Genomic DNA, 18,180 nt, shown 5'->3' with positions numbered 1-18,180 from the left:
GCTATGAATTCCTCCAGCTTTGAATTCTCAGTGATACCGGGCACCGCGCACCTTCTGCAATTCGCAGAGGAGGCAGCGGGTGCCTTCGTAGAAGAGTTGGTGCCGGGTCCACGGAGGGGGGGCCGCACCGGGCCCCGGCCGTTTGCCGTCACGACATCGATGCTGACACTCGGCCTCGCGTCCGCAAAGAGGAGAGTTTCTTCCTGGGAAGAAAACATCCTGGGAAGAAACCTTCCCCCTCTCCCGGCGAGCGTCCGGTGGGACACTGGAGTACATGAGCAGCAACGCGCACCGCAATGAGCTGGGAGAGTTCCTCAAGGCCCGACGTGCGGACCTCAGCCCCTGGGCCGTCGGCCTGCCCGACACCGGCGGCGCCCGCCGCGTGGCCGGGCTGCGGCGCGAGGAGGTCGCGCAGCTCGCGGCCATCAGCACCGACTACTACACACGACTGGAGCAGGGTCGCGTACCGGCGTCCGGTCCGGTGCTCACGGTGCTCGCCCGCGTGCTGCACCTGAGTGACGACCAGCGTGAATACCTCTTCAGCCTGGCCGGAAAACCCTCGAACCGTTCTCCTCGACGCACGCATCAAAAGGTCCAGCCGCAGTTGCAGCGGCTTCTGGACGATCTGACGGCGACCCCCGGAATCGTACTGGGCCGACGCATGGATATTCTCTCCTGGAATGCACTCGCGGCGGCAATGATCACCGACTTCGGCGAGATTCCTGAAAAGAAACGCAACTACATCCGTCTGGTATTCACCGAACCGGCGATGCGCACGCTGTACGTGGACTGGAAGACCGTCGCCCGCACCTGCGTCGCCCAACTGCGCATGGAAGCCGCCAAGTGCCCCGACGATCCCAGGCTCACCTCGCTGGTGGGGGAACTCTCGGTACAGGACTCCGACTTCCGCAAATGGTGGGCAGCCCACGACGTTGCCACCCTGAGCGTGGGGACCAAGTCCCTGTACCACCCGGTCGCCGGAGAACTGACCCTCGACTGGGACACCCTCACCGCCAGCACCGACCCCGACCAGCAACTCGTCATCTGGACCGCCGCCCCCGACACCCCCAGCTACGAGGGCCTGCGCTTCCTCGCCTCCTGGGCCGGCAGCGACCAGGACACAACGACTGACCGGACACACTGACCCCTTTCCGCGGTGCGGCGATGCCACCTTTCCGCGGTGCGGTGATGTCGCCGCCGCCAGGCTGCACGTGCGAATCGCTCTCCCGAACGAGGCGCGTGATCTCGCTGGAGGACGTGGAGTCGACGCCGCGGAGCGGCCCGTGCTGGCCCCGCTCGGTGCGTTCGTCATCGTCCTGAGCTCCCTGTCGTGCGCCCGGGCAGGGCCACGGCCAAGGAGGGGCCACGGGCCACGCACCGACCGAGGACGGCCGGGTGCGATGCGCGATGCCCGAGGAGCGAACAGTCCAATTCCTGCCCGATTTCGGGCAGGAATGTAGATGTTCCACGACTCTCAACTTATGGTGATCGTCCATGATCGCCATCGACGCATTGGGGACTTTCTCTCTGATGGTGGGACTTCTCACCCTCACTCCCGGTCTGGACACCGCGCTCGTCCTCCGCACCGCCGCGCTCGGGCACCGTCGTCGTGCCTGGGGCGTGGTCCTCGGCATTCAGAGCGGCACGCTGGTCTGGGGTGTGCTCACCTCGCTCGGTGTAACCGCTCTGCTGACCGCGTCTCACCTCGCATACGAGACACTGCGCTTGGCCGGGGCCGCGTACCTGGTGTGGATGGGTGGCAGGCTGCTGTGGGCCACCTGGCGCCACTCGGTGGACGAGTGCCCGAAGACGAGCGGGAGCGGGGCCGAGGCCAAGACCGGGGCCGGGACCTTGCTCGGCGGCTGGCGTCAAGGAATCGCGACCAATCTCCTCAATCCGAAGATGGGCGCCTTCTATGTCGCGGTGCTCCCGCAGTTCATCCCCGCCGACGCATCGCACCTCGCTTCGGGTGTGCTCCTGGCCGGTGTACACATCCTTCTGGCCGTCGTCTGGGCCTGCGCGCTGATCACGCTCGCGCACGTGCTCCGAGACCGCCTGCAACGGCCCTCGGCGCGCCGCTGTCTCGACCGCATCACGGGTACGGTCATCGCCGCCTTCGGTCTGCGCCTCGCGCTCGGAGAGTGAGGCATCGCCCGGAGAGTGCGGCATCGGCCCGATGGGACCGCAGGTTGAGCGCCGCGACGAACCTCGGAAACCAACGACCTGGTCATGAGGCTGATGTGAGCTTCTCTGCCGACCCCGCCGACAGCCTCTGAACAGGCAACCGGCTCACCCGAGATGAAGGGACACATACATGAGCTCGCTCCCCACCAGCGCGGAGGCCGTTGTCTTCGACTGCGACGGCCTGCTGGTCAACACCGAAGTCTGCTGGACCGTCGCGGAAACAGCCATCTTCGCGGCGCACGGCCATTCCTTCGGTCCTGAACAGAAAGCGCTGGTCATCGGCCGTACCGTGGAGGCCGCGGGGGAGGCCATGGCGGACTACTTCGGCCGGTCCGGAGCCGGCGGCGAACTCGCCGCCGAACTCCTCGAAAGAGTCCGCAAAGAGCTGGACCGGGGCGCCGCCGCCCTCCCCGGGGCAGCGGAGCTGGTACGCGCCTGTCGGGCAGCCGTGCCCATAGCCGTCGCCAGCAACAGCCCCCGGGAACTGCTGGACACAGCACTGGGATCGGCCGGTCTCGCCGAATACTTCACCCACTCGTTCGCCGCCGACGAGGCACGTTCCCCCAAGCCCGCACCGGACCTCTACCTCACAGCATGCGAGGCACTCGGGGTGGCCCCGAAGCGTTCCGTCGCCTTCGAGGACTCGGCCACGGGCATCTCCTCGGCGCGTGCTGCCGGGCTGTACGTCGCGGTCGTACCGTCCCTTCCGGGTGCCAGCCTCGACCACGACTGGCTGGGCGCCGGCCTGGGCGAACCCGAATTGCTCGAATGGGCCAGGAAACTGGGCCATGACACTGTCCACTGACCCACCTGTTTGAACGCGCGGGCGGCGTGACGTAACGCCGCACGGCACCGATTCCGGTGTGGAGGCTTCCCGCCGACGGTGACGCCCCAGGGGCTGGGCGTCATCATCGAAGCCGAACACACCTGCACGCCCCTGCGGGACGCTGCTTTGCCCGAACGGAACCGAAGGACCGACATCATGGAAATCTGGATCAACCCCGCCTGCTCCAAGTGCCAGTCCGCGCTGTCGCTGCTGGACGAGGAGGACGCGCAGTACACAGTGCGGTACTACCTGGAAGACCCGCCGACCGCGGAAGAGCTCGACGCGGTCCTGCGGCGCCTGACGCTGGAGCCGTGGGACATCACGCGCACCGGTGAGCCGGCAGCGGCCGAACTGGGCCTCGCGGGATGGACGCGCGATCCGGCGGACCGCATCCGTTGGATCGAGGCGCTGGCCGCCCACCCCGAGTTGATCCAGCGGCCGATCATCACCGCCGACGACGGCACAGCAGTGCTGGGACGGTCTCCGGAGTCGGTGCGGTCCGTCCTGCCGCAGCCCGGGATGCCTCCGGAGCCGACCATGGACCGGTGAGCCGCTCGCTGTCGCCAGAGCAAGTACGGCCGACCGCGCGCTGAGCCGGCGAAGAGTCGCCGCCACCCGCTCGACCAGCGCGTGGGGAAGGCCGAGTGCGGCAGGCGGGAGAACGACGCACCCATGGGCCCTGGGCGCGCACGGTGCCGCCCGGGCGGCTCAGGGCCGTGGTGCTGGATGGGTCAGCGGATGCCGTAGAGTGGACATCACGACGCGGGGTGGAGCAGCTCGGTAGCTCGCTGGGCTCATAACCCAGAGGTCGCAGGTTCAAATCCTGTCCCCGCTACCAACTTCCGGCCCTCACGACGATGTCGTGGGGGCCGGAAGCATTTGGCGCTCTCCGGCAGGCCGGTCATGGCCCAAGCGCATCGCGCCGCGGCGGTGCGCCCACGGTGGGTCTGCGGGTGCGCTTGGCTCGGATCATCGCACTGACCGGACCCGCCAGTGCAACGCCTCGAGCTGAGACTGGAAAGCCTCAGTGGCTGCGGGATCAAAGGCGTACCGATCCTCTTACCCCGACGGCGTACGGCACGCCATCATGAGTCCTGGGCGATGGACATCGGGGCATGAGGGGGACGTGATGCTCGCTGAGGAGTACGGCTACCAGGTATCGGCCGGACGGGCGGCCGATATTCCAGGCGTCATGGACATTCTGCGGAGCAGTCAGCGGCGCAGCCGGCAACGCAGAGTTTCGGGGGTCGTGGTACTGGCGTGCTTCGGCGCGTTATGGGTGTTCCCCGCAACACACCTGATCCTTTTTGCGGTCGCCTTTCTTTTCTCCCCCATAGTCATAACGGTACTGTGGGTAATGATCAGCGACGCTGGTTGGCCCAATACGACAGAATTGATGCGTCTCGCTCAGCAACACCCTTTCCAGGCGTGGCCGTGTCAAGTTGAGGAAGACAGAAAAGGGTGGAATTCCAAGCGAATACAACTCCTGGCTCCTGACGGCAGTGTCGCGCGGGAATTCCGCACGAAGATGCCTGATAGGGCATGGCAGGGGATGACCGATGGTCGGGGCGTCTTGTGGATCGCCGGAGACCTGCGCTTCAGCTGTCTGGTCGCCGTGCCGGGCGCAGGAAATGTGTGGGGATCCAGGCCCATGCCGCACGCGCCACAGCCTTCCCGGTCCTCTCGCCTCAACGCGGTGGAGGACGAACTGATCCGCGCTGCGACTCAGGAAGCGTTCCGGGGTTGGCTTTTCTAAAGGGGCGGAACATCGCCCTTCCCGCCGTCGCCACGATCTGACGCGGCGGCTGCACCATTCGCGCCGCCTTCCTGAACCGCATCCGGTCAGCCATCACGAACAGCCCCGGGCCACCCTGGCCCCTGGCCCCCCTAGTGCCACGCCACAGGGGGTGACATGGGTACGCACACCCTGTTGCGTGGCTCCCAGTAGGTCCCCGTCGGGCAGCGCTTGGCGTGGGCCGGGGCAAGGGCGGGGGCTGAGGTGTGGGTGGGTTCGGCGTGCACCGGGCCCGCCAGGAACAGTGCCCCGGCGGTGAGGGCACAGAGAAGGGCGGCGCGTACGAGCCCGCTCATGCCGATGTTCTCGCCCGTGCCGGTCTTCGCGGTCATTCTGGGGTGCTCTGTCATGCTCTGATGCGTACCTGCTGGTGCGCGGGCGACGCCTTCGGCCGGTGCGGTTCACCCGACCGGGAAAGCGCCGGAGTGTCCACCTCTGGTAACAGCCGGGTGCCAGGGCAGTCCTCGGTCCGCTTCCCGGGCACCCACTCCCCCGTCTCGCGCGTCCCCTCTCGCACAGGCACACGAAGTGACAGCAAGCGAAGGGGAATCTCATGGCATCCGGATGCCGCGACTGCTCGACCTGCACCAAGTCCGGCGTGGGCAAGCTGATTCAGAAGACGGCGGTGGGGCTCATGTATCTGTGCACCGTGGGAATCGGCTACGTCGTCAAGCGGGGGCTGCGACGCCACTGCCCCCAGTGCGGACACCTGCTGTCGCACCACGCACGCCGCGCGGACGGCTCCTTCCGCGACTGAGGCGGCGGAAACCCCGGAAGCGGGGAGCGCGGGGGAAGAGGGAATGGAGAAGGGAGAAAGCCCAGAGATCCTGGTCGGCTGTGGTGCCATAACGTGCTCTGCCAATTGAGCTACACCGGCTCGAAGCCGATGACGGGACTCGAACCCGCAACCCCGTCCTTAAGAGGGAAGTAACCACTGCCTTCGCACCTGGGCTGTGCCCCACCGTAGGACGCATTGCTCCCGGGCGCACCCGGATTTACGTCGCACAGCACCGGAGGAACCCGTCTTGCGCCTCGCCCGCGTCGTACAGACCAGCGCGTCCGCACCCCTCACGTGGGACGCGTGGACCGCCGGCGGGCGCCGGCTCCACCTCCGCTACCGCTTCGGCGTCGGCACGGTACGGCGGGCGAGGACGCCCCGGGTACGCCACCGTGGCGAGAGGAGGCAGCTCGGGAGCCGGGGAAAGGGGCAGCGGTGGAGCCGCAGACGGCGCTGGAGCAGATCGCGTTTCTGCTGGAGCGCGCCCAGGCGCCGACGTACCGGGTACGGGCCTTCCGTACGGCCGCGCGGGTAATCGCAGGGCTTCCGGACAGGGAGGCCGAGCGGCGGGCGGAGGCCGGCACGCTGGAATCGCTGAAGGGCGTGGGGCCCAAGACCGCGCAGGTCGTACGGGAGGCGCTGGGCGGCGACGTACCGGACTACCTGGCGAGGCTGGAGGCCGAGGCAGCCGAGGAGCCCCCGCTGCCCGAGGCGGCACGGAAGCTGCGGGCGGCGCTGCGCGGCGACTGTCACCTGCACTCGGACTGGTCGGACGGCGGCAGCCCCGTCGAGGAGATGGCCGCGACGGCGAAGGCCCTCGGGCACGAGTGGGCGGTACTCACCGACCACTCGCCACGGCTGACGATCGCGGGTGGCCTGTCCGCGGACCGGCTGCGCGCTCAGCTGGACGTGGTCGCGGAGGTGAGCGAGCGACTGGCACCGTTCCGGCTGCTGACCGGCATCGAGTGCGACATCCTGGAGGACGGCACGCTCGACCAGGAAGAGGATTTGCTGGACGGGCTCGACGTGGTGGTGGCATCGGTGCACTCCCGGCTGCGGATGCCGCGCGAACAGATGACGCGGCGCATGGTCCGCGCCGTCCGCAACCCTTTGGTGGACGTGCTGGGGCACTGCACCGGCCGGCTCTCCTCGGGCAGGCGGCGGCCGGAGTCGGAGTTCGACCCGGAGGCCGTCTTCACCGCCTGCGCGGATTCGCAGACGGCGGTGGAGATCAACTGCCGTCCCGAGCGCAGCGACCCGCCCCGTCGGCTGCTGCGGGAAGCCCTCGATGCGGGAGCACGCTTCGCCATCGACACCGACGCGCACGCGCCCGGCCAACTCGACTGGCAGGAAGGCGGCTGCGTCCGGGCGGCCGAGTGCGGGGTGCCGGCGGACCGGGTCATCAACACCCTGCCCGCCGACGAGCTGCTGCGCTGGACGGGTGGGCGGTGACCGCGCCCGTCGCGGCGAGATGACCTGCGCTCCAACGGTCAACGGCGGGCGGCCCCGTGGTGCCAGAACTACGGTGCCAGGACGTCCAGTTCGGCCATCGCGTCCTCGGTGATGGTGCGCATGGCCCGTTCGGCTCGGGGGCCGTCGCCCTCTCGGACGGCTTCGGCGACCTGCACATGGAGGGTGACGGCCTCCTGGCGAGGGTCGCTGAACATGACCTCGTGCTGGGTGCGGCCGGTGAGGACGGCAGCCACGACATCGCCGAGGCGGGCGAACATCTCGTTGTGGGAAGCGCGGAGCACGGTGCCGTGGAAGGCGACGTCATGCACCAGGTAGTTGTCGAGCTGCTGTCCTCGCGAGGTGGCGACCATGCCGAGGGCGTGCTCGGTCAGCGCCGCGCACTCCTCGGGGGTGGCCAGCTCGGCGGCGAGGCGGGCGGCGACCGGTTCGACGGCCGAGCGCAGCACCGTGAGGGAGCGCAGCTGACGGCCACGGTCGGCGCCGGCGAGGCGCCAGGTGATGACCTGGGGGTCGTAGACGTTCCACTGCTCGGGGGGCAGGACCGTCACGCCCACCCGGCGGCGCGACTCCACCAGGTGCATGGACTCCAGCACCCGCACCGCCTCCCGCGCGACCGTGCGGGAGACCTCGTACCGGCCGGCGAGCTCCTCGGTGAGCAGGACCGTGCCCGGGGGGTGCTCACCCGCCGTGATCGCGGGGCCCAGCGAGGCGAGCACCTGTGCGTGCAGTCCCCGCTCGCGCGCCGGTCCCCCGCGCGGGTGTGCCGCCTGGCTGGTCATGAGTCGTGGCTCTCCTGAGTCGTTCCGCCCCCGTCCCACGCGCCGCTCGGCGAACGCCCCGGGACGTTCAGCCTACGTGCTCCGCGTCACCCAATTAAGTATGACTAATTGGTGTCCGACTATTGAATACGTGTGACCTATGGGGTTGAGTGTGCTCGGCGCCGAGGTCGATGAGGACAGCAAGGCAGTGAGGTGTGTGATGGCGGACCAGAACGTCGTGGTCGTCATGGGTGTAGCCGGGACGGGCAAGACCACGGTCGGACGACTCCTCGCGGAGGCACTTGAGGTGCCGTACGCCGAGGCCGATGCCTTCCACCCGCCCGCCAACGTCGCCAAGATGTCCGCGGGCACCCCGCTGGAGGACGCCGACCGGGCGCCCTGGCTGGACGCGATCGGCGCCTGGGCGCACCGCCACGCGGGACGGGGCGGGGTCGTCAGCTGCTCCGCGCTCAAGCGGTCCTACCGCGACCGGCTGCGGGCCGCCGCGCCCGGCCTCTTCTTCGTGCACCTCACCGGCGACCGCGCGCTGATCTCCCGGCGGATGGCCGGGCGCGAGGACCACTTCATGCCGGTCGCCCTGCTGGACTCCCAGTTCGCGACGCTCGAACCCCTGGAGCCGGACGAAGGCGGCGTCGCCGTCTGTGTCGCGCCGGGACCGGAGGCGGTCACCGAGCGGGCGCTGACCGCGCTACGGCCGGCGACCTCCCCTCCGGTGGCCGCCGGACCGGTCTCGGGTCCGGGCTCCGGACCGGGCCCCGAGCCTGCCGCTCGTCCCTGACTCCCCTCCCCCGAAAACCACTCACCGCGAAGAAGGAAGAGCCGTGCGTCATCTCAGTGCCGAGATGCTGGCCGCGGGGTCACAGCAACCGGACCCCATCTCATCCGCCGGCAACGCCCAGCTGGGGATCGCCGCCCTCGTCGGCATCGCCGTCATCGTCGTCCTCATCACCCGGTTCAAGCTGCACGCGTTCCTGGCGCTGACCGTCGGCTCCCTCGTGCTGGGTGCCGTGGCCGCCGCGCCGCTGGACAAGGCCATCGAAAGCTTCACCACGGGACTCGGGGACACCGTCTCCGGAGTCGGTGTCCTCATCGCGCTCGGCGCCGTCCTGGGCAAGCTGCTCGCCGACTCCGGCGGTGCCGATCAGATCGTCGACACGATCTTGGCCAGGGCCAGCCGCCGCAGCATTCCGTGGGCGATGGCGCTGATCGCGGGCATCATCGGGCTGCCCATGTTCTTCGAGGTCGGGCTGGTACTGCTGATCCCAGTGGTGCTGCTGGTGGCCAAGCGCGGCAACTTCTCCGTGATGCGGGTCGGTATCCCGGCGCTCGCCGGGCTCTCCGTGATGCACGGGCTCGTCCCTCCGCACCCGGGCCCGCTCGTCGCCATCGACGCCATCCACGCCAACCTGGGCGTGACGCTGGGGCTGGGCCTGCTCGTCGGCATCCCCACAGTGATCGTGGCCGGCCCGCTGTTCGGGCGGGTGGCCGCGCGATGGGTCGACACCACCCCGCCCGAGGGGGTCGTACCGGAGCGCGCGTCTGCGGACCTGGAACGGCGGCCCGGCTTCGGCCTCACCCTGGCGACGGTGCTGCTGCCCGTCGTCCTGATGCTCGCCAAGGCGCTGACCGACATCATCGTCGACGACGCCGAGAACACCGTGCAGCGGGTCATGGACGTCATCGGCGACCCGATGATCGCGCTGCTGGTCGCGGTGCTCGTGGCCATGTTCACGCTCGGCCGGTCCGCGGGCTTCAGCAAGGACCGGCTGTCCTCGACGGTGGGCAGCTCCCTCGGGCCGATCGCGGGCATCTTGCTGATCGTCGGCGCGGGCGGCGGCTTCAAGCAGACGCTGGTGGACGTCGGCATCGGCGAGATGATCCTGGATCTGTCCCGGGACTGGTCCATCCCGGCGCTGCTGCTCGGGTGGCTCATCGCCGTCGGCATCCGGCTGGCGACCGGCTCCGCGACGGTGGCCACGGTCTCGGCCGCGGGGCTCGTCGCCCCGCTCGCCGCCGACATGTCCTCCACCCAGGCCGCGCTGGTGGTCCTCGCCGTCGGCGCGGGCTCCCTCTTCTTCAGCCATGTCAACGACGCGGGATTCTGGCTGGTGAAGGAGTACTTCGGGATGAGCGTCGGACAGACCATCAAGTCCTGGTCGGTGATGGAGACGATCATCTCCGTTGTCGCACTGGTGCTGCTGTTGCTGCTGTCACTGGTGGTGTAGCTCCCCCTCCCCCGTCGCAGGCCGTGCCGGTACCCGCCGCACGGCCTGCGGCGGCATGTTCAGCCGGCTGTGTCTTGGTCACCTTCGTCGACGATCAGGCCCTTCGCCGCAAGCAGCGGGGTGAGGCCGCAGATCTCGGTGACGCTCTTGCCCGCCCGGTAGGCGGCGATGTACTCGGTCTCGGTGTCCACGCGCTGCTGGGAGGCGGCCACCACGCTCGCGGCGTCCTCACGCCGGACGACGACGACACCGTCCGCGTCGGCGCGCACGACATCGCCGGGGCGGACGAGCTGCCCCCCGACGGTGACCGGCTCGCACATCGGACCCACCGTCTCCTTCACCGTGCCCTTCATGCAGACGCTGTGCGAGAAGACGGGGAAGCCGAGCCTCCGCAGATCCTCGGTGTCCCGTACGCCGGTGTCGGTGATCAGGCCGCCGAGCCCCTTGGCCTTGCAGGCGTTGGCGAGGACATCGCCGAACGATCCCGCCTCGGCGTACGCGCCCGCGGAGACGACGATGACGTCGCCCGGCCGCGCGTAGGCGATGGCGGTCTGCAACATGAGGTTGTCGCGCGGCGCGCACTCGACGGTGAAGGCCGGGCCGCACAGCGACATGCGGTGATCGACCGGCTTGAGGGTGGAGTCGAGCGCCCCGAGACGGCCCTGCGCCTCGTGGATCGTGGCTGCCGAGAAGCGGCTCAGTTGCTCGGTCACGCCCGGGTCTGGCCGGTCGAACGCGGTGCTGACGCGAATCATGGCGGAGATCCTTTGCAGGGGGCTGGAGGGATGCGGAGCTACGGGCTTGTGCGGGGCTACGGGCTGCGGGGCTACGCGGCGGCTGCCGGGGAGAGCTGGGCGCAGGCGGCGGCGATGCCCGCGCACGCCTCGGTGAGGATGTCCGTCGAGGTGGCGAACGAGATCCGGAAGTATCCCGGCGCGCCGTACGCCGAGCCGTGGATCACCGCTACTCGCCTGCTCTCCAGCAGGTAGCGCGCGAAGTCCTCGTCGGTGCGGATCTCGGTCCCGTCCGGCGTGAACTGCCCCAGCGCACTCCGGCAGTTCACGAAGAGGTAGAAGCCGCCGTCGGGCGCCGTGCAGGACAGCTGGGCCACCTCGTCGATCAGCCGCAGTGCCAAGTCGCGCCGCTCGCGGTAGACGGCGACGCTCTCCTTGACGAAGTCCTGCGGCCCGGTGAGCGCGGCGGATGCCGCTGCCTGGCTGACCGAGGAGGGGCAGGACGAGATCTGCGACTGGAGGGTGTTGACCGCGGTCACCAGGTGGGCCGGACCGACCCCGTAGCCGAGGCGCCACCCGGTCATCGCGTACGTCTTGGACACCCCGTTGGTGAGGAACACCCGGTCGGCCAGGCGTGGTTCGACTGCCGCCAGGCAGGGGGCCTCGCCGTCGCCGTACCAGATCTCGTCGTAGATCTCGTCGGTGAGCACGTGGACCCGGGGGTGTTCCAGGACCACCTCGGCGAGCGCGCGCAGTTCGGCGGCCGTGTAGGCGACGCCGGTCGGGTTGCCGGGGGCGTTGAGGATCACCCAGCGGGTGCGCTCGGTGAGCGCGGCCCGCAGGCGTCCGGGGGTGAGCTTGAAGCCCTCCGCCTCGGGGCAGTCGACGACGACGGGGGTGCCGTCGTTGGCGAGGACCATGTCCGGGTACGAGACCCAGTACGGGGCGGGCACGATCACCTCGTCGCCCGCGTCCAGCGTGGCCATGAGGGCGAGGAAGATGACCTGCTTGGCGCCGCCGCCGACGGTGATCTGCTGGTCGGAGCACTCCAGGCCATGGCGTTCGAGCAGCTTGTGACGGATCGCGGTGCGCAGCCGCGGAGTGCCGTTGACGGGGGTGTATTTGGTGTCGCCCGCGTGGATCGCCTCGACGGCCGCTGCCTTGACGTGGTCCGGGGTGTCGAAATCGGGTTCACCGACCGTGAGATCCCAGATGGTGTGGCCCTGGCTCTTGAGCTCCCGGACGCGTTGCGCGGCTGCGGTGCTGGGCGACGGCTTGATGCGCCGTACGCGTTGCGCGGTGATCTCCGTGTGGGACATGCCGTCAGCCCTCGCGCCGCTCGAAGTTGAGGCCGCCGGGGACCTGGAAGGTGGGCAGGATCTCCAGGTGTCCGATGTTCACGTGGCGTGGGGAGTCGACGGCGAACTCGATGGAGTCGGCGATGTCCTCGGGCTTGAGGGACTCGTAGCCGTCGTAGTACTGCCGCTGTGCCTCCTCCATGTCGCCGAGCAGCCGTCCGAAGATCTCGGTCTCGACGCGGCCCGGGCAGATCTCGGTCACGCGCACCCGGCGGCCGTAGCCGTCCACGCGCAGCTGCCGCGACAGCGTGTGTACCGCCGCCTTCGTCGCGTGGTAGATGGTGTTGCCGCCGAAGTTGTAGACGCCGGCGATGGAGCTGATATTGACGATGTGGCCGCGGTCGCGCTCCACCATGCCGGGCATGAGCAGCCGCACCAGGTGCAGGACGGCCTTGATGTTGACGGCCACCTGCTCGTCCACGGCGAACTCGTCGGCGGTGAGGATGTTGCCGGTGCGCGACACCCCCGCGTTGTTGACGAGGACGTCGATCTCCAGCTCGCCGACCGCCTCGGCGAGCGCGCCGGTGTCGGTGATGTCCACGACGTGTGGCGTGCACCCGGTCTTGCGGGCCAGCTCCTCCAGGCGGTCGGCGTTGCGGGCGACCGCGTGCACGTGGAGACCTCGCTTGGCGAGCCGTTCGACGACGACGGCGCCGATACCGGTGGAGGCGCCGGTGACCAGGGCGGTCCTGTAGTCGGAGAAGGACATGGTGCTGAGCTCCTTGGAAAGCGGTGTTGTCGCGGGTGGTTCCGGTCGCGGGTGTTCGCGCGGGAGTCGCGGCCCGGTCAGGTGTCGCGCAGCGGCAGGTGGGCCCGGTCCCGCACCCGGGATACGGCGATGAGCGTGCCGAGCGCGGTGACCACGGCGTAGAAGGCCGGCATGTTGGTGTTCCCCGTGCTGTCGATGAGGAAGGTCATCAGCAGCGGCGCCGTGCCGCCGAAGAGCGCGGAGGAGACGTTGTAGCCCAGCCCGTACGCGGAATACCGCACCCGGGTGGGGAAGAGCTCGACGAGCAGGATGTGGACGATGCCGGTGTGCCCGGCGAAGATCACGGCCATGATCAGGGCGCCGAGGGCGGCCAGTACGACGTTGCCCGTGCCGATGAGCAGGTAACAGGGGACGCCGAGGATCGCCATGGCGACAGCGGCGCCCGCGATGACCTTCTTCCGGCCGATCCGGTCGGAGAGGTGACCCGCGTACGGGATGGCCAGACAGATGCCGACCAGGCTCGTCGCGGTGACGAGGAGGCCCTCCAGCGTACTGAAGTTCAGGGTGTTGGTCATGAAGGTGGGCATGAAGGTGAACAGCACGTAGTAGCCGGACCCGTTCATCAGCGGGATGAACAGCGCCAGCAGCATGGCGCGGCGGTGCTCGGCGGAGGCGAACGCCTCCTTGAGCGGGTTCTTCGCCAGACCGCCTTCCTCGCGCAGCCGCGTGAAGTTCGGGGTGTCGTGGATCCGCTTGCGGATGTAGATCCCGGTGATGCCGAGCGGTATGGCGAGCAGGAAGGGGACGCGCCAGCCCCAGGACTCCATGCGTTGGTCGCCGAGTCCGCTGGTCATGGCGGCGGCTATCAGGGTGCCGGTGAGCAGGGAGAGGAAGGAGGCTATCTGCGCGTAGCTGGTGTACAGCCCGCGTTTCCCCTCGGGCGCGTGCTCGGCGAGGAAGCTCATCGCGCCGGATGCCTCGCCGCCGACGGAGAAGCCCTGGGCGACGCGGAGCAGGATCAGCAAGGCGGGGGCCGCGATCCCGATGGCGGCGTACGTGGGCAGTAGCCCTATCGCCGCGGTCGCGACGCTGATCAGCATGATGACGAAGACCAGCATCTTCTGGCGTCCGATGCGGTCGCCCAGGTAGCCGCAGACGATCCCGCCGATGGGGCGGAAGAAGAACGAGACGGCGTAGCCGAGGAAGACGAGTTGGACGGCGCTGTCCGAGCCGGGGAAGAAGACGACGGCGAGGGTGCCCGCCATGAAGCCGAAGATGCCGTTGTCGTACAGCTCGGCGAAGATGCCGACGCATCCCGCGAGGGTGATCTTGCGTGCGGTTCTCGGATCGACGGTGTTGGGTACCGGCTGAGCGGCCACGGTGCTCATGGCGTCTCCAGTCTCGAAGCGTGGGAGGGGTGAGGCGCTCGCGGCGCGGTGCGGGTGTGCCGGGGCGGAGGACGACGGTGGGGGGGGTCAGCCGTCGGCGGACACAGGGATGCGCAGGGCGTCGAACACGACGCGTACGCGGGTCTTCAGCGCGGCGACGGCGCCGCGTTGGGTGCGGTAGGCGGTCACCGCCTGATCGAGCGTGCGGTGCCGGAAGCGGACTCGCTGGCCGGGGCGTACCTGGCCGAGCGCGGACAGTCCCGTCGCGGTGACGACGCCGAGGACGGGGTATCCGGCGGTGACCCCGCGACCGCGGTGCAGGACGAGGAGTTCGTCCCCGGCCGGCACTTCGACGGCGCCGATGGGAACGCCGCGGGAGAGCACTTCTCCGGAGGCGACGCGGCGGGGAACCTCACCGTGCAGCCGCAGACCGATGTGGTTGCTCTGCGGGCTGACCGTGAAGGGCGCGTCGAACAGCCGGCTGCCCGTGGTGCCGAATTCGGCCCGGTCCGGGCCGTCGGTCACGTCGATGATCCAGTGGTCGGGGAACGGGGCGGCCGGCGTGGCCAGGCGGAAGAGCGGAATGCGGGAGAACGGGTGGTCGAGGGGCGGGCAGGACGCCCGCAGGCCCACCTGCTCGCCCACCCGCAGGGCCGAGCCGAACCCGAGGATCGTGTCGGGGGCGCAGCTGCCCTGGAGGTAGTCGGCCTTGAGCGAGCCGAGCACGGCGAGGTAGACCCGCAGCCCGCGGCGGATGCCCGAGACGCGGACGGTTTCCCCGGCCCGCACGAAGAGCGGTTCCCACTGGGGCCTGGCGACTCCGTCGACGGTCAGGTCGGCGGGCGCGCCGGTGACGGCGATGAGGATGTCGGCCGAGGTGGTGCAGGCGAAATCCAGTGCGGTGATCTCCAGGAGCGGATCGCGCTCGTGGTTGCCGCACAGGACGTTGGCGACGCGTGCCGAGTGCTGGTCGACGGCGCCGTTGGCGGGCAGTCCGTAACGGGAGCGGCCGACGCGTCCGAGGTCCTGCACGGTGGTGAGGCCGCAGGTGCGGACCGTCAGGGTCTCAGCCATGGGCGTCCGCCAGGGAGGCGCCGGCGTAGGTGTCCCACTCCTCGTGCCGGATCGGGACGAAGCGGAAGACGTCGCCGGGAAGATAGCAGGTGAGCGGGTCGCTGTGGAGGTCGAGGACCCGCAGCGGTGTGCGCCCCAGCAGTGGCCAGCCGCCCGGCGACGGCATCGGACAGATGACCGCCTGCCGGCCCGCGACCGCCACACAGCCCGGTTCCACCCGGGTGCGGGGCGAGGCCAGGCGGGGCACCGGGCCGGGGAAGGGGGGACCGTCCATCATGGGCGCCCCCGCGGGCGCGCCCAGGCACCGTACGGTGAGGTCGCAAGCGGAGTGGATGCGCACCACCTCGCTCTCCGTCAGGCCGAGTTGCCCGGCGACCACCGGCAGGTCGGGCCCGTACTCGCCGCCGTAGGCCACGGGCACGACGAAGCGCTTCGCCGGTACCGCCCGTCGCGGCTGTGCCTCGATGCGGGCGGCCTCGTGCCACAGCACGCGCCGTACCGTGTCGTGGTCGGTGCCCGTGCAGTCGAACTCCACCAGCAGGGAGTCGTAGGTGGGGACGACGCCGTAGACGTCTTCGAGGCGCAGGGCGTCCAGGGCGTCGGCCAGGGCGTGGACGAGCTGCCAGCTGTGTGCCTCGTCGGAACCCACGGCCTTGGCCATCAGGGCCGAGTCGCCGCAGTCCGTGATCGTCAGGTTGGCTTTCATGTCAGGCCGCTTTGCCACTCAGCACCTCGGGGAGCGGAGCGATCCCGACGCCGGCCGAGACGAGCTGCTCCCGGATCCGGCGGGCGACCGAGAGCGCGCCGGGGGTGTCTCCGTGCAGCAGCACGGTGTCGCAGGCGACCTGAAGGTCGTGGCCGCCTACGCTGCGGATCACTCCCTCGGTGACCATGCGCAGCGTCCGGCGGGCGATCTCCGCCGGGTCCTGGATGACGGCGCCGGGCTCCGAGCGGGGTACGAGAGTGCCGTCGTCCCGGTAGGCGCGGTCGGCGATGCCCACGATGCCCACGCGCAGACCGCGCCCGCGGGCGGCGTCGGCGAGTTCGCCGTCCTGTGCCAGCACGATCAGGGATTCGTCGAAAGAAGCGACGGCCTCCACCACGGCATCGGCGTAGTCGGCGCGTACGGCGACGAGGTTGCCGAGCCGGCCGTGCGGTGCCACGTGGTGTACCCGGGTGCCGTGCGCGACGGCGAAGGCGTGGAGGGCGCCGAGCTGGTAGAGCACGTCCGTGCGGACCTCCTCCGGGGACAGGTCCATGGCACGGCGGCCGAATCCCACCAGGTCGGGGAAGCTCGGATGCGCTCCCACGGCCACCTGCCGCTGCGCGCACTCCCGGACGGTCGCGTCCATGATGCGCGGGTCCCCGGCGTGGAAACCGCAGGCGATGTTGGCGGAGGTCAGCAAGTCCAGGAGGGCACTGTCGTCGCCCATCGTGTACGCGCCGAATCCCTCGCCGAGATCGGCCACGAGATCAACCATGTGCGTCATGATGTCCTCCGAGGAAGCGGAAAAAGGAAATGAGAATGCCGTCGCGGGGCTGAGATGCTTCCCGGGCGGATCAGCACGCATGGGACAGGGAAAACAGGGTGTGCGCGGTGCGCATTCTTCGCGGAACGGCTCCGCGGATTCTTCGCGGAACTGCTCCGCAGAGATTCTCCGGTTCGCGTGTTCCGGAGGCGTTGAAGAGAACGTAATCCCAAGTTCGCAGAGCCGCCAATACCTGTTCCTTGTGGCGTTATCGCGGATGGTTATGACGCGCCGCGTCCTCGTGGCGCGCGCGGGTGTGGGCTCCCCACCAGGCGCTCCCTACGATGAGGCTCCTGCCCGAACGGAAGGCTCCGCATGGACACCAGGCGTCTCTACTCCTTCATCAAGATCGTCGATGCGGGGAGCATCACGCGTGCGGCCGACATCCTGCACATCGCGCAACCCGCGCTGAGCCAGCACCTATCCTCCCTGGAGACCCAGTTCGGGCAACAGCTGCTCATCCGCAGCAAGCGCGGGGTCGTCCCGACCGAGGCGGGACGGACGCTGTACCAGCACGCCCAGCTGATCCTCCGGCAGGTCGATCTCGCACACGCCGCCGTCGACGTCTCGGGGCAGGCGCCGGCAGGAAGCGTGTCGGTGGGGCTCGCCCCGTACAGCCTGGGCGCGGCCCTGGGCCTTCCGCTGCTGCGGACCGTGCGCGAGCGCTACCCGGACATCCTGCTGCACGTCAACGAGAACTTCGGCGGGGTGATCAGCGAGGCGATCATGACCGGCCGCATGGACATGGCCTTCATCTACGGCGCCGGTCCGCTGCGGGGAGTGCAGTTCGAGCCGCTGCGCACGGAGGACCTCTTCCTGATCCGCACCGCCGACGGACAAGATCCGCGGGGCGAGGGGGACGTGAGCCTCGACGAACTCGCCGATGTGCCCCTCCTGCTGCCCAGCCGCATCCACACGATCCGCCAGCTGGTGGACGCCGCCTTCCAGCAGGCATCGCTGCGCCCCCGGGTGGTCGGTGAGGTGGAATCGGCGCTCACGCTCGTCCATGCCGTGGACGCCGGGCTCGGTGCCACCGTGCTGCCGTGGTCCGCCGCGAGGGCGATCCTGGACGTCCAGGCGCTGGAGGTCCGCCGCATCGTGCGACCCGTCATCGAGGTCAAGCTGTCCCTGGTCACCTCGGACAATCAGCCCCTTTCCGAACCGGCGCTCGCGGTGCAGGACGTCTTCCTGGAGCTGATCGCCGCCTTCGAGGAATCCGAGGAGAACAGGGAAGCCGGGGCGGATACGAATTCGCGATAGCGTCACAAGAAATCTCTATTTGCCTCGGTCCGGTGCCGTCACTAGCGTCTGCCGAAACATGCCGATCC

The 18,180-nt window shown here is 69.4% G+C and carries 19 protein-coding genes and 1 tRNA gene; 11 read left to right on the top strand and 9 right to left on the bottom strand.

Annotated features, from left to right (window positions below; all coding sequences use genetic code 11):
- Positions 1–274: 274 nt before the first annotated feature.
- From OHB04_RS37620 to OHB04_RS37595, 6 genes are all read left to right on the top strand, one after another.
- Positions 275–1,144 carry a helix-turn-helix transcriptional regulator gene (locus OHB04_RS37620; protein ID WP_326692113.1) on the top strand — a complete coding sequence of 290 codons (870 nt, stop codon included), beginning with the start codon at positions 275–277 and terminating at the stop codon, positions 1,142–1,144.
- Between the two features lie 350 nt (positions 1,145–1,494).
- Complete coding sequence (locus OHB04_RS37615; protein ID WP_326809208.1) at positions 1,495–2,145, top strand: LysE family translocator; 651 nt, start codon at positions 1,495–1,497, stop codon at positions 2,143–2,145.
- 169 nt (positions 2,146–2,314) lie between these two features.
- The gene (locus tag OHB04_RS37610) at positions 2,315–2,989 is read left to right on the top strand and encodes an HAD family hydrolase (RefSeq protein ID WP_326692111.1); all 675 of its coding nucleotides are present in this window, start codon (positions 2,315–2,317) and stop codon (positions 2,987–2,989) included.
- A gap of 177 nt (positions 2,990–3,166) precedes the next feature.
- Positions 3,167–3,559: an arsenate reductase family protein gene (locus tag OHB04_RS37605; protein WP_326809207.1), complete on the top strand. Its 393-nt coding sequence runs from the start codon at positions 3,167–3,169 to the stop codon at positions 3,557–3,559.
- Positions 3,560–3,771: 212 nt separating this feature from the next.
- A tRNA-Met gene (locus OHB04_RS37600) sits at positions 3,772–3,848 on the top strand.
- Between the two features lie 291 nt (positions 3,849–4,139).
- Positions 4,140–4,766 (top strand): hypothetical protein, encoded by a 627-nt coding sequence (locus tag OHB04_RS37595; RefSeq protein ID WP_326692109.1) that lies wholly within the window; start codon positions 4,140–4,142, stop codon positions 4,764–4,766.
- Between the two features lie 131 nt (positions 4,767–4,897).
- Here OHB04_RS37595 and OHB04_RS37590 read toward each other — a convergent pair whose 3' ends face one another.
- Positions 4,898–5,155, bottom strand: coding sequence for a hypothetical protein (locus OHB04_RS37590; RefSeq protein ID WP_326809206.1), 258 nt, complete (start codon positions 5,153–5,155; stop codon positions 4,898–4,900).
- Positions 5,156–5,358: 203 nt separating this feature from the next.
- On the opposite strand from OHB04_RS37590, the gene OHB04_RS37585 reads away from it, so the two are divergent.
- Complete coding sequence (locus OHB04_RS37585; RefSeq protein WP_326692107.1) at positions 5,359–5,562, top strand: hypothetical protein; 204 nt, start codon at positions 5,359–5,361, stop codon at positions 5,560–5,562.
- Between the two features lie 456 nt (positions 5,563–6,018).
- Positions 6,019–7,035: a PHP domain-containing protein gene (locus OHB04_RS37580; protein ID WP_326692106.1), complete on the top strand. Its 1,017-nt coding sequence runs from the start codon at positions 6,019–6,021 to the stop codon at positions 7,033–7,035.
- Positions 7,036–7,103: 68 nt separating this feature from the next.
- Here the strand turns inward: OHB04_RS37580 and OHB04_RS37575 are convergent, their stop codons facing one another.
- Positions 7,104–7,835 (bottom strand): FadR/GntR family transcriptional regulator, encoded by a 732-nt coding sequence (locus OHB04_RS37575; protein ID WP_326692105.1) that lies wholly within the window; start codon positions 7,833–7,835, stop codon positions 7,104–7,106.
- Between the two features lie 199 nt (positions 7,836–8,034).
- Between OHB04_RS37575 and OHB04_RS37570 the strand changes: the two genes are divergently transcribed.
- Together OHB04_RS37570 and OHB04_RS37565 are read left to right on the top strand one after the other, a co-directional pair.
- Positions 8,035–8,613, top strand: a complete 579-nt coding sequence (locus OHB04_RS37570; protein WP_326809589.1) for a gluconokinase — start codon at positions 8,035–8,037, stop codon at positions 8,611–8,613.
- A 43-nt stretch (positions 8,614–8,656) separates the two neighbouring features.
- On the top strand, positions 8,657–10,060 hold the full coding sequence (locus OHB04_RS37565; protein ID WP_326692104.1) for a GntT/GntP/DsdX family permease: 1,404 nt from the start codon (positions 8,657–8,659) through the stop codon (positions 10,058–10,060).
- 59 nt (positions 10,061–10,119) lie between these two features.
- Here OHB04_RS37565 and OHB04_RS37560 read toward each other — a convergent pair whose 3' ends face one another.
- The 7 genes from OHB04_RS37560 to OHB04_RS37530 form a co-directional block, all read right to left on the bottom strand.
- Positions 10,120–10,815 (bottom strand): 4-carboxy-4-hydroxy-2-oxoadipate aldolase/oxaloacetate decarboxylase, encoded by a 696-nt coding sequence (locus OHB04_RS37560; RefSeq protein WP_326692103.1) that lies wholly within the window; start codon positions 10,813–10,815, stop codon positions 10,120–10,122.
- A gap of 71 nt (positions 10,816–10,886) precedes the next feature.
- On the bottom strand, positions 10,887–12,113 hold the full coding sequence (locus tag OHB04_RS37555) for an aspartate transaminase (protein WP_326809205.1): 1,227 nt from the start codon (positions 12,111–12,113) through the stop codon (positions 10,887–10,889).
- Between the two features lie 4 nt (positions 12,114–12,117).
- On the bottom strand, positions 12,118–12,861 hold the full coding sequence (locus OHB04_RS37550) for an SDR family oxidoreductase (protein ID WP_326692101.1): 744 nt from the start codon (positions 12,859–12,861) through the stop codon (positions 12,118–12,120).
- A 77-nt stretch (positions 12,862–12,938) separates the two neighbouring features.
- Positions 12,939–14,249: an MFS transporter gene (locus OHB04_RS37545; protein WP_326692100.1), complete on the bottom strand. Its 1,311-nt coding sequence runs from the start codon at positions 14,247–14,249 to the stop codon at positions 12,939–12,941.
- 87 nt (positions 14,250–14,336) lie between these two features.
- Complete coding sequence (locus OHB04_RS37540; protein WP_326809204.1) at positions 14,337–15,323, bottom strand: biotin-dependent carboxyltransferase family protein; 987 nt, start codon at positions 15,321–15,323, stop codon at positions 14,337–14,339.
- Entirely contained in the window at positions 15,316–16,029 is a 714-nt protein-coding gene (locus OHB04_RS37535; RefSeq protein WP_326692098.1) for a 5-oxoprolinase subunit B family protein, read from the bottom strand. Before OHB04_RS37535 ends, OHB04_RS37540 begins: the two co-directional genes overlap by 8 nt.
- Position 16,030: 1 nt before the next feature.
- Positions 16,031–16,813, bottom strand: coding sequence for a LamB/YcsF family protein (locus OHB04_RS37530; protein WP_326692097.1), 783 nt, complete (start codon positions 16,811–16,813; stop codon positions 16,031–16,033).
- A gap of 354 nt (positions 16,814–17,167) precedes the next feature.
- On the opposite strand from OHB04_RS37530, the gene nac reads away from it, so the two are divergent.
- A complete protein-coding gene (gene nac, locus OHB04_RS37525; RefSeq protein WP_326692096.1) occupies positions 17,168–18,112 on the top strand; it encodes a nitrogen assimilation transcriptional regulator NAC in 945 nt (314 codons plus the stop codon).
- The last annotated feature ends 68 nt before the right edge of the window (positions 18,113–18,180 follow it).

Source organism: Streptomyces sp. NBC_01775, from assembly GCF_035917675.1.
GTDB lineage: Bacteria > Actinomycetota > Actinomycetes > Streptomycetales > Streptomycetaceae > Streptomyces.
This window is presented reverse-complemented; position numbering and strand designations above follow the sequence as displayed.

What these genes read in the sequence shown, in the direction of transcription:
- OHB04_RS37550 (WP_326692101.1), bottom strand. Translation starts at nt 12,861, where the DNA reads ATGTCCTTCTCCGACTACAGGACCGCCCTGGTCACCGGCGCCTCCACC.
- OHB04_RS37575 (WP_326692105.1), bottom strand. Translation starts at nt 7,835, where the DNA reads ATGACCAGCCAGGCGGCACACCCGCGCGGGGGACCGGCGCGCGAGCGG.
- OHB04_RS37555 (WP_326809205.1), bottom strand. Translation starts at nt 12,113, where the DNA reads ATGTCCCACACGGAGATCACCGCGCAACGCGTACGGCGCATCAAGCCG.
- nac (WP_326692096.1), top strand. Translation starts at nt 17,168, where the DNA reads ATGGACACCAGGCGTCTCTACTCCTTCATCAAGATCGTCGATGCGGGG.
- OHB04_RS37605 (WP_326809207.1), top strand. Translation starts at nt 3,167, where the DNA reads ATGGAAATCTGGATCAACCCCGCCTGCTCCAAGTGCCAGTCCGCGCTG.
- OHB04_RS37540 (WP_326809204.1), bottom strand. Translation starts at nt 15,323, where the DNA reads ATGGCTGAGACCCTGACGGTCCGCACCTGCGGCCTCACCACCGTGCAG.
- OHB04_RS37610 (WP_326692111.1), top strand. Translation starts at nt 2,315, where the DNA reads ATGAGCTCGCTCCCCACCAGCGCGGAGGCCGTTGTCTTCGACTGCGAC.
- OHB04_RS37620 (WP_326692113.1), top strand. Translation starts at nt 275, where the DNA reads ATGAGCAGCAACGCGCACCGCAATGAGCTGGGAGAGTTCCTCAAGGCC.
- OHB04_RS37560 (WP_326692103.1), bottom strand. Translation starts at nt 10,815, where the DNA reads ATGATTCGCGTCAGCACCGCGTTCGACCGGCCAGACCCGGGCGTGACC.
- OHB04_RS37530 (WP_326692097.1), bottom strand. Translation starts at nt 16,813, where the DNA reads ATGACGCACATGGTTGATCTCGTGGCCGATCTCGGCGAGGGATTCGGC.
- OHB04_RS37585 (WP_326692107.1), top strand. Translation starts at nt 5,359, where the DNA reads ATGGCATCCGGATGCCGCGACTGCTCGACCTGCACCAAGTCCGGCGTG.
- OHB04_RS37535 (WP_326692098.1), bottom strand. Translation starts at nt 16,029, where the DNA reads ATGAAAGCCAACCTGACGATCACGGACTGCGGCGACTCGGCCCTGATG.
- OHB04_RS37595 (WP_326692109.1), top strand. Translation starts at nt 4,140, where the DNA reads ATGCTCGCTGAGGAGTACGGCTACCAGGTATCGGCCGGACGGGCGGCC.
- OHB04_RS37570 (WP_326809589.1), top strand. Translation starts at nt 8,035, where the DNA reads ATGGCGGACCAGAACGTCGTGGTCGTCATGGGTGTAGCCGGGACGGGC.
- OHB04_RS37590 (WP_326809206.1), bottom strand. Translation starts at nt 5,155, where the DNA reads ATGACAGAGCACCCCAGAATGACCGCGAAGACCGGCACGGGCGAGAAC.
- OHB04_RS37615 (WP_326809208.1), top strand. Translation starts at nt 1,495, where the DNA reads ATGATCGCCATCGACGCATTGGGGACTTTCTCTCTGATGGTGGGACTT.
- OHB04_RS37545 (WP_326692100.1), bottom strand. Translation starts at nt 14,249, where the DNA reads ATGAGCACCGTGGCCGCTCAGCCGGTACCCAACACCGTCGATCCGAGA.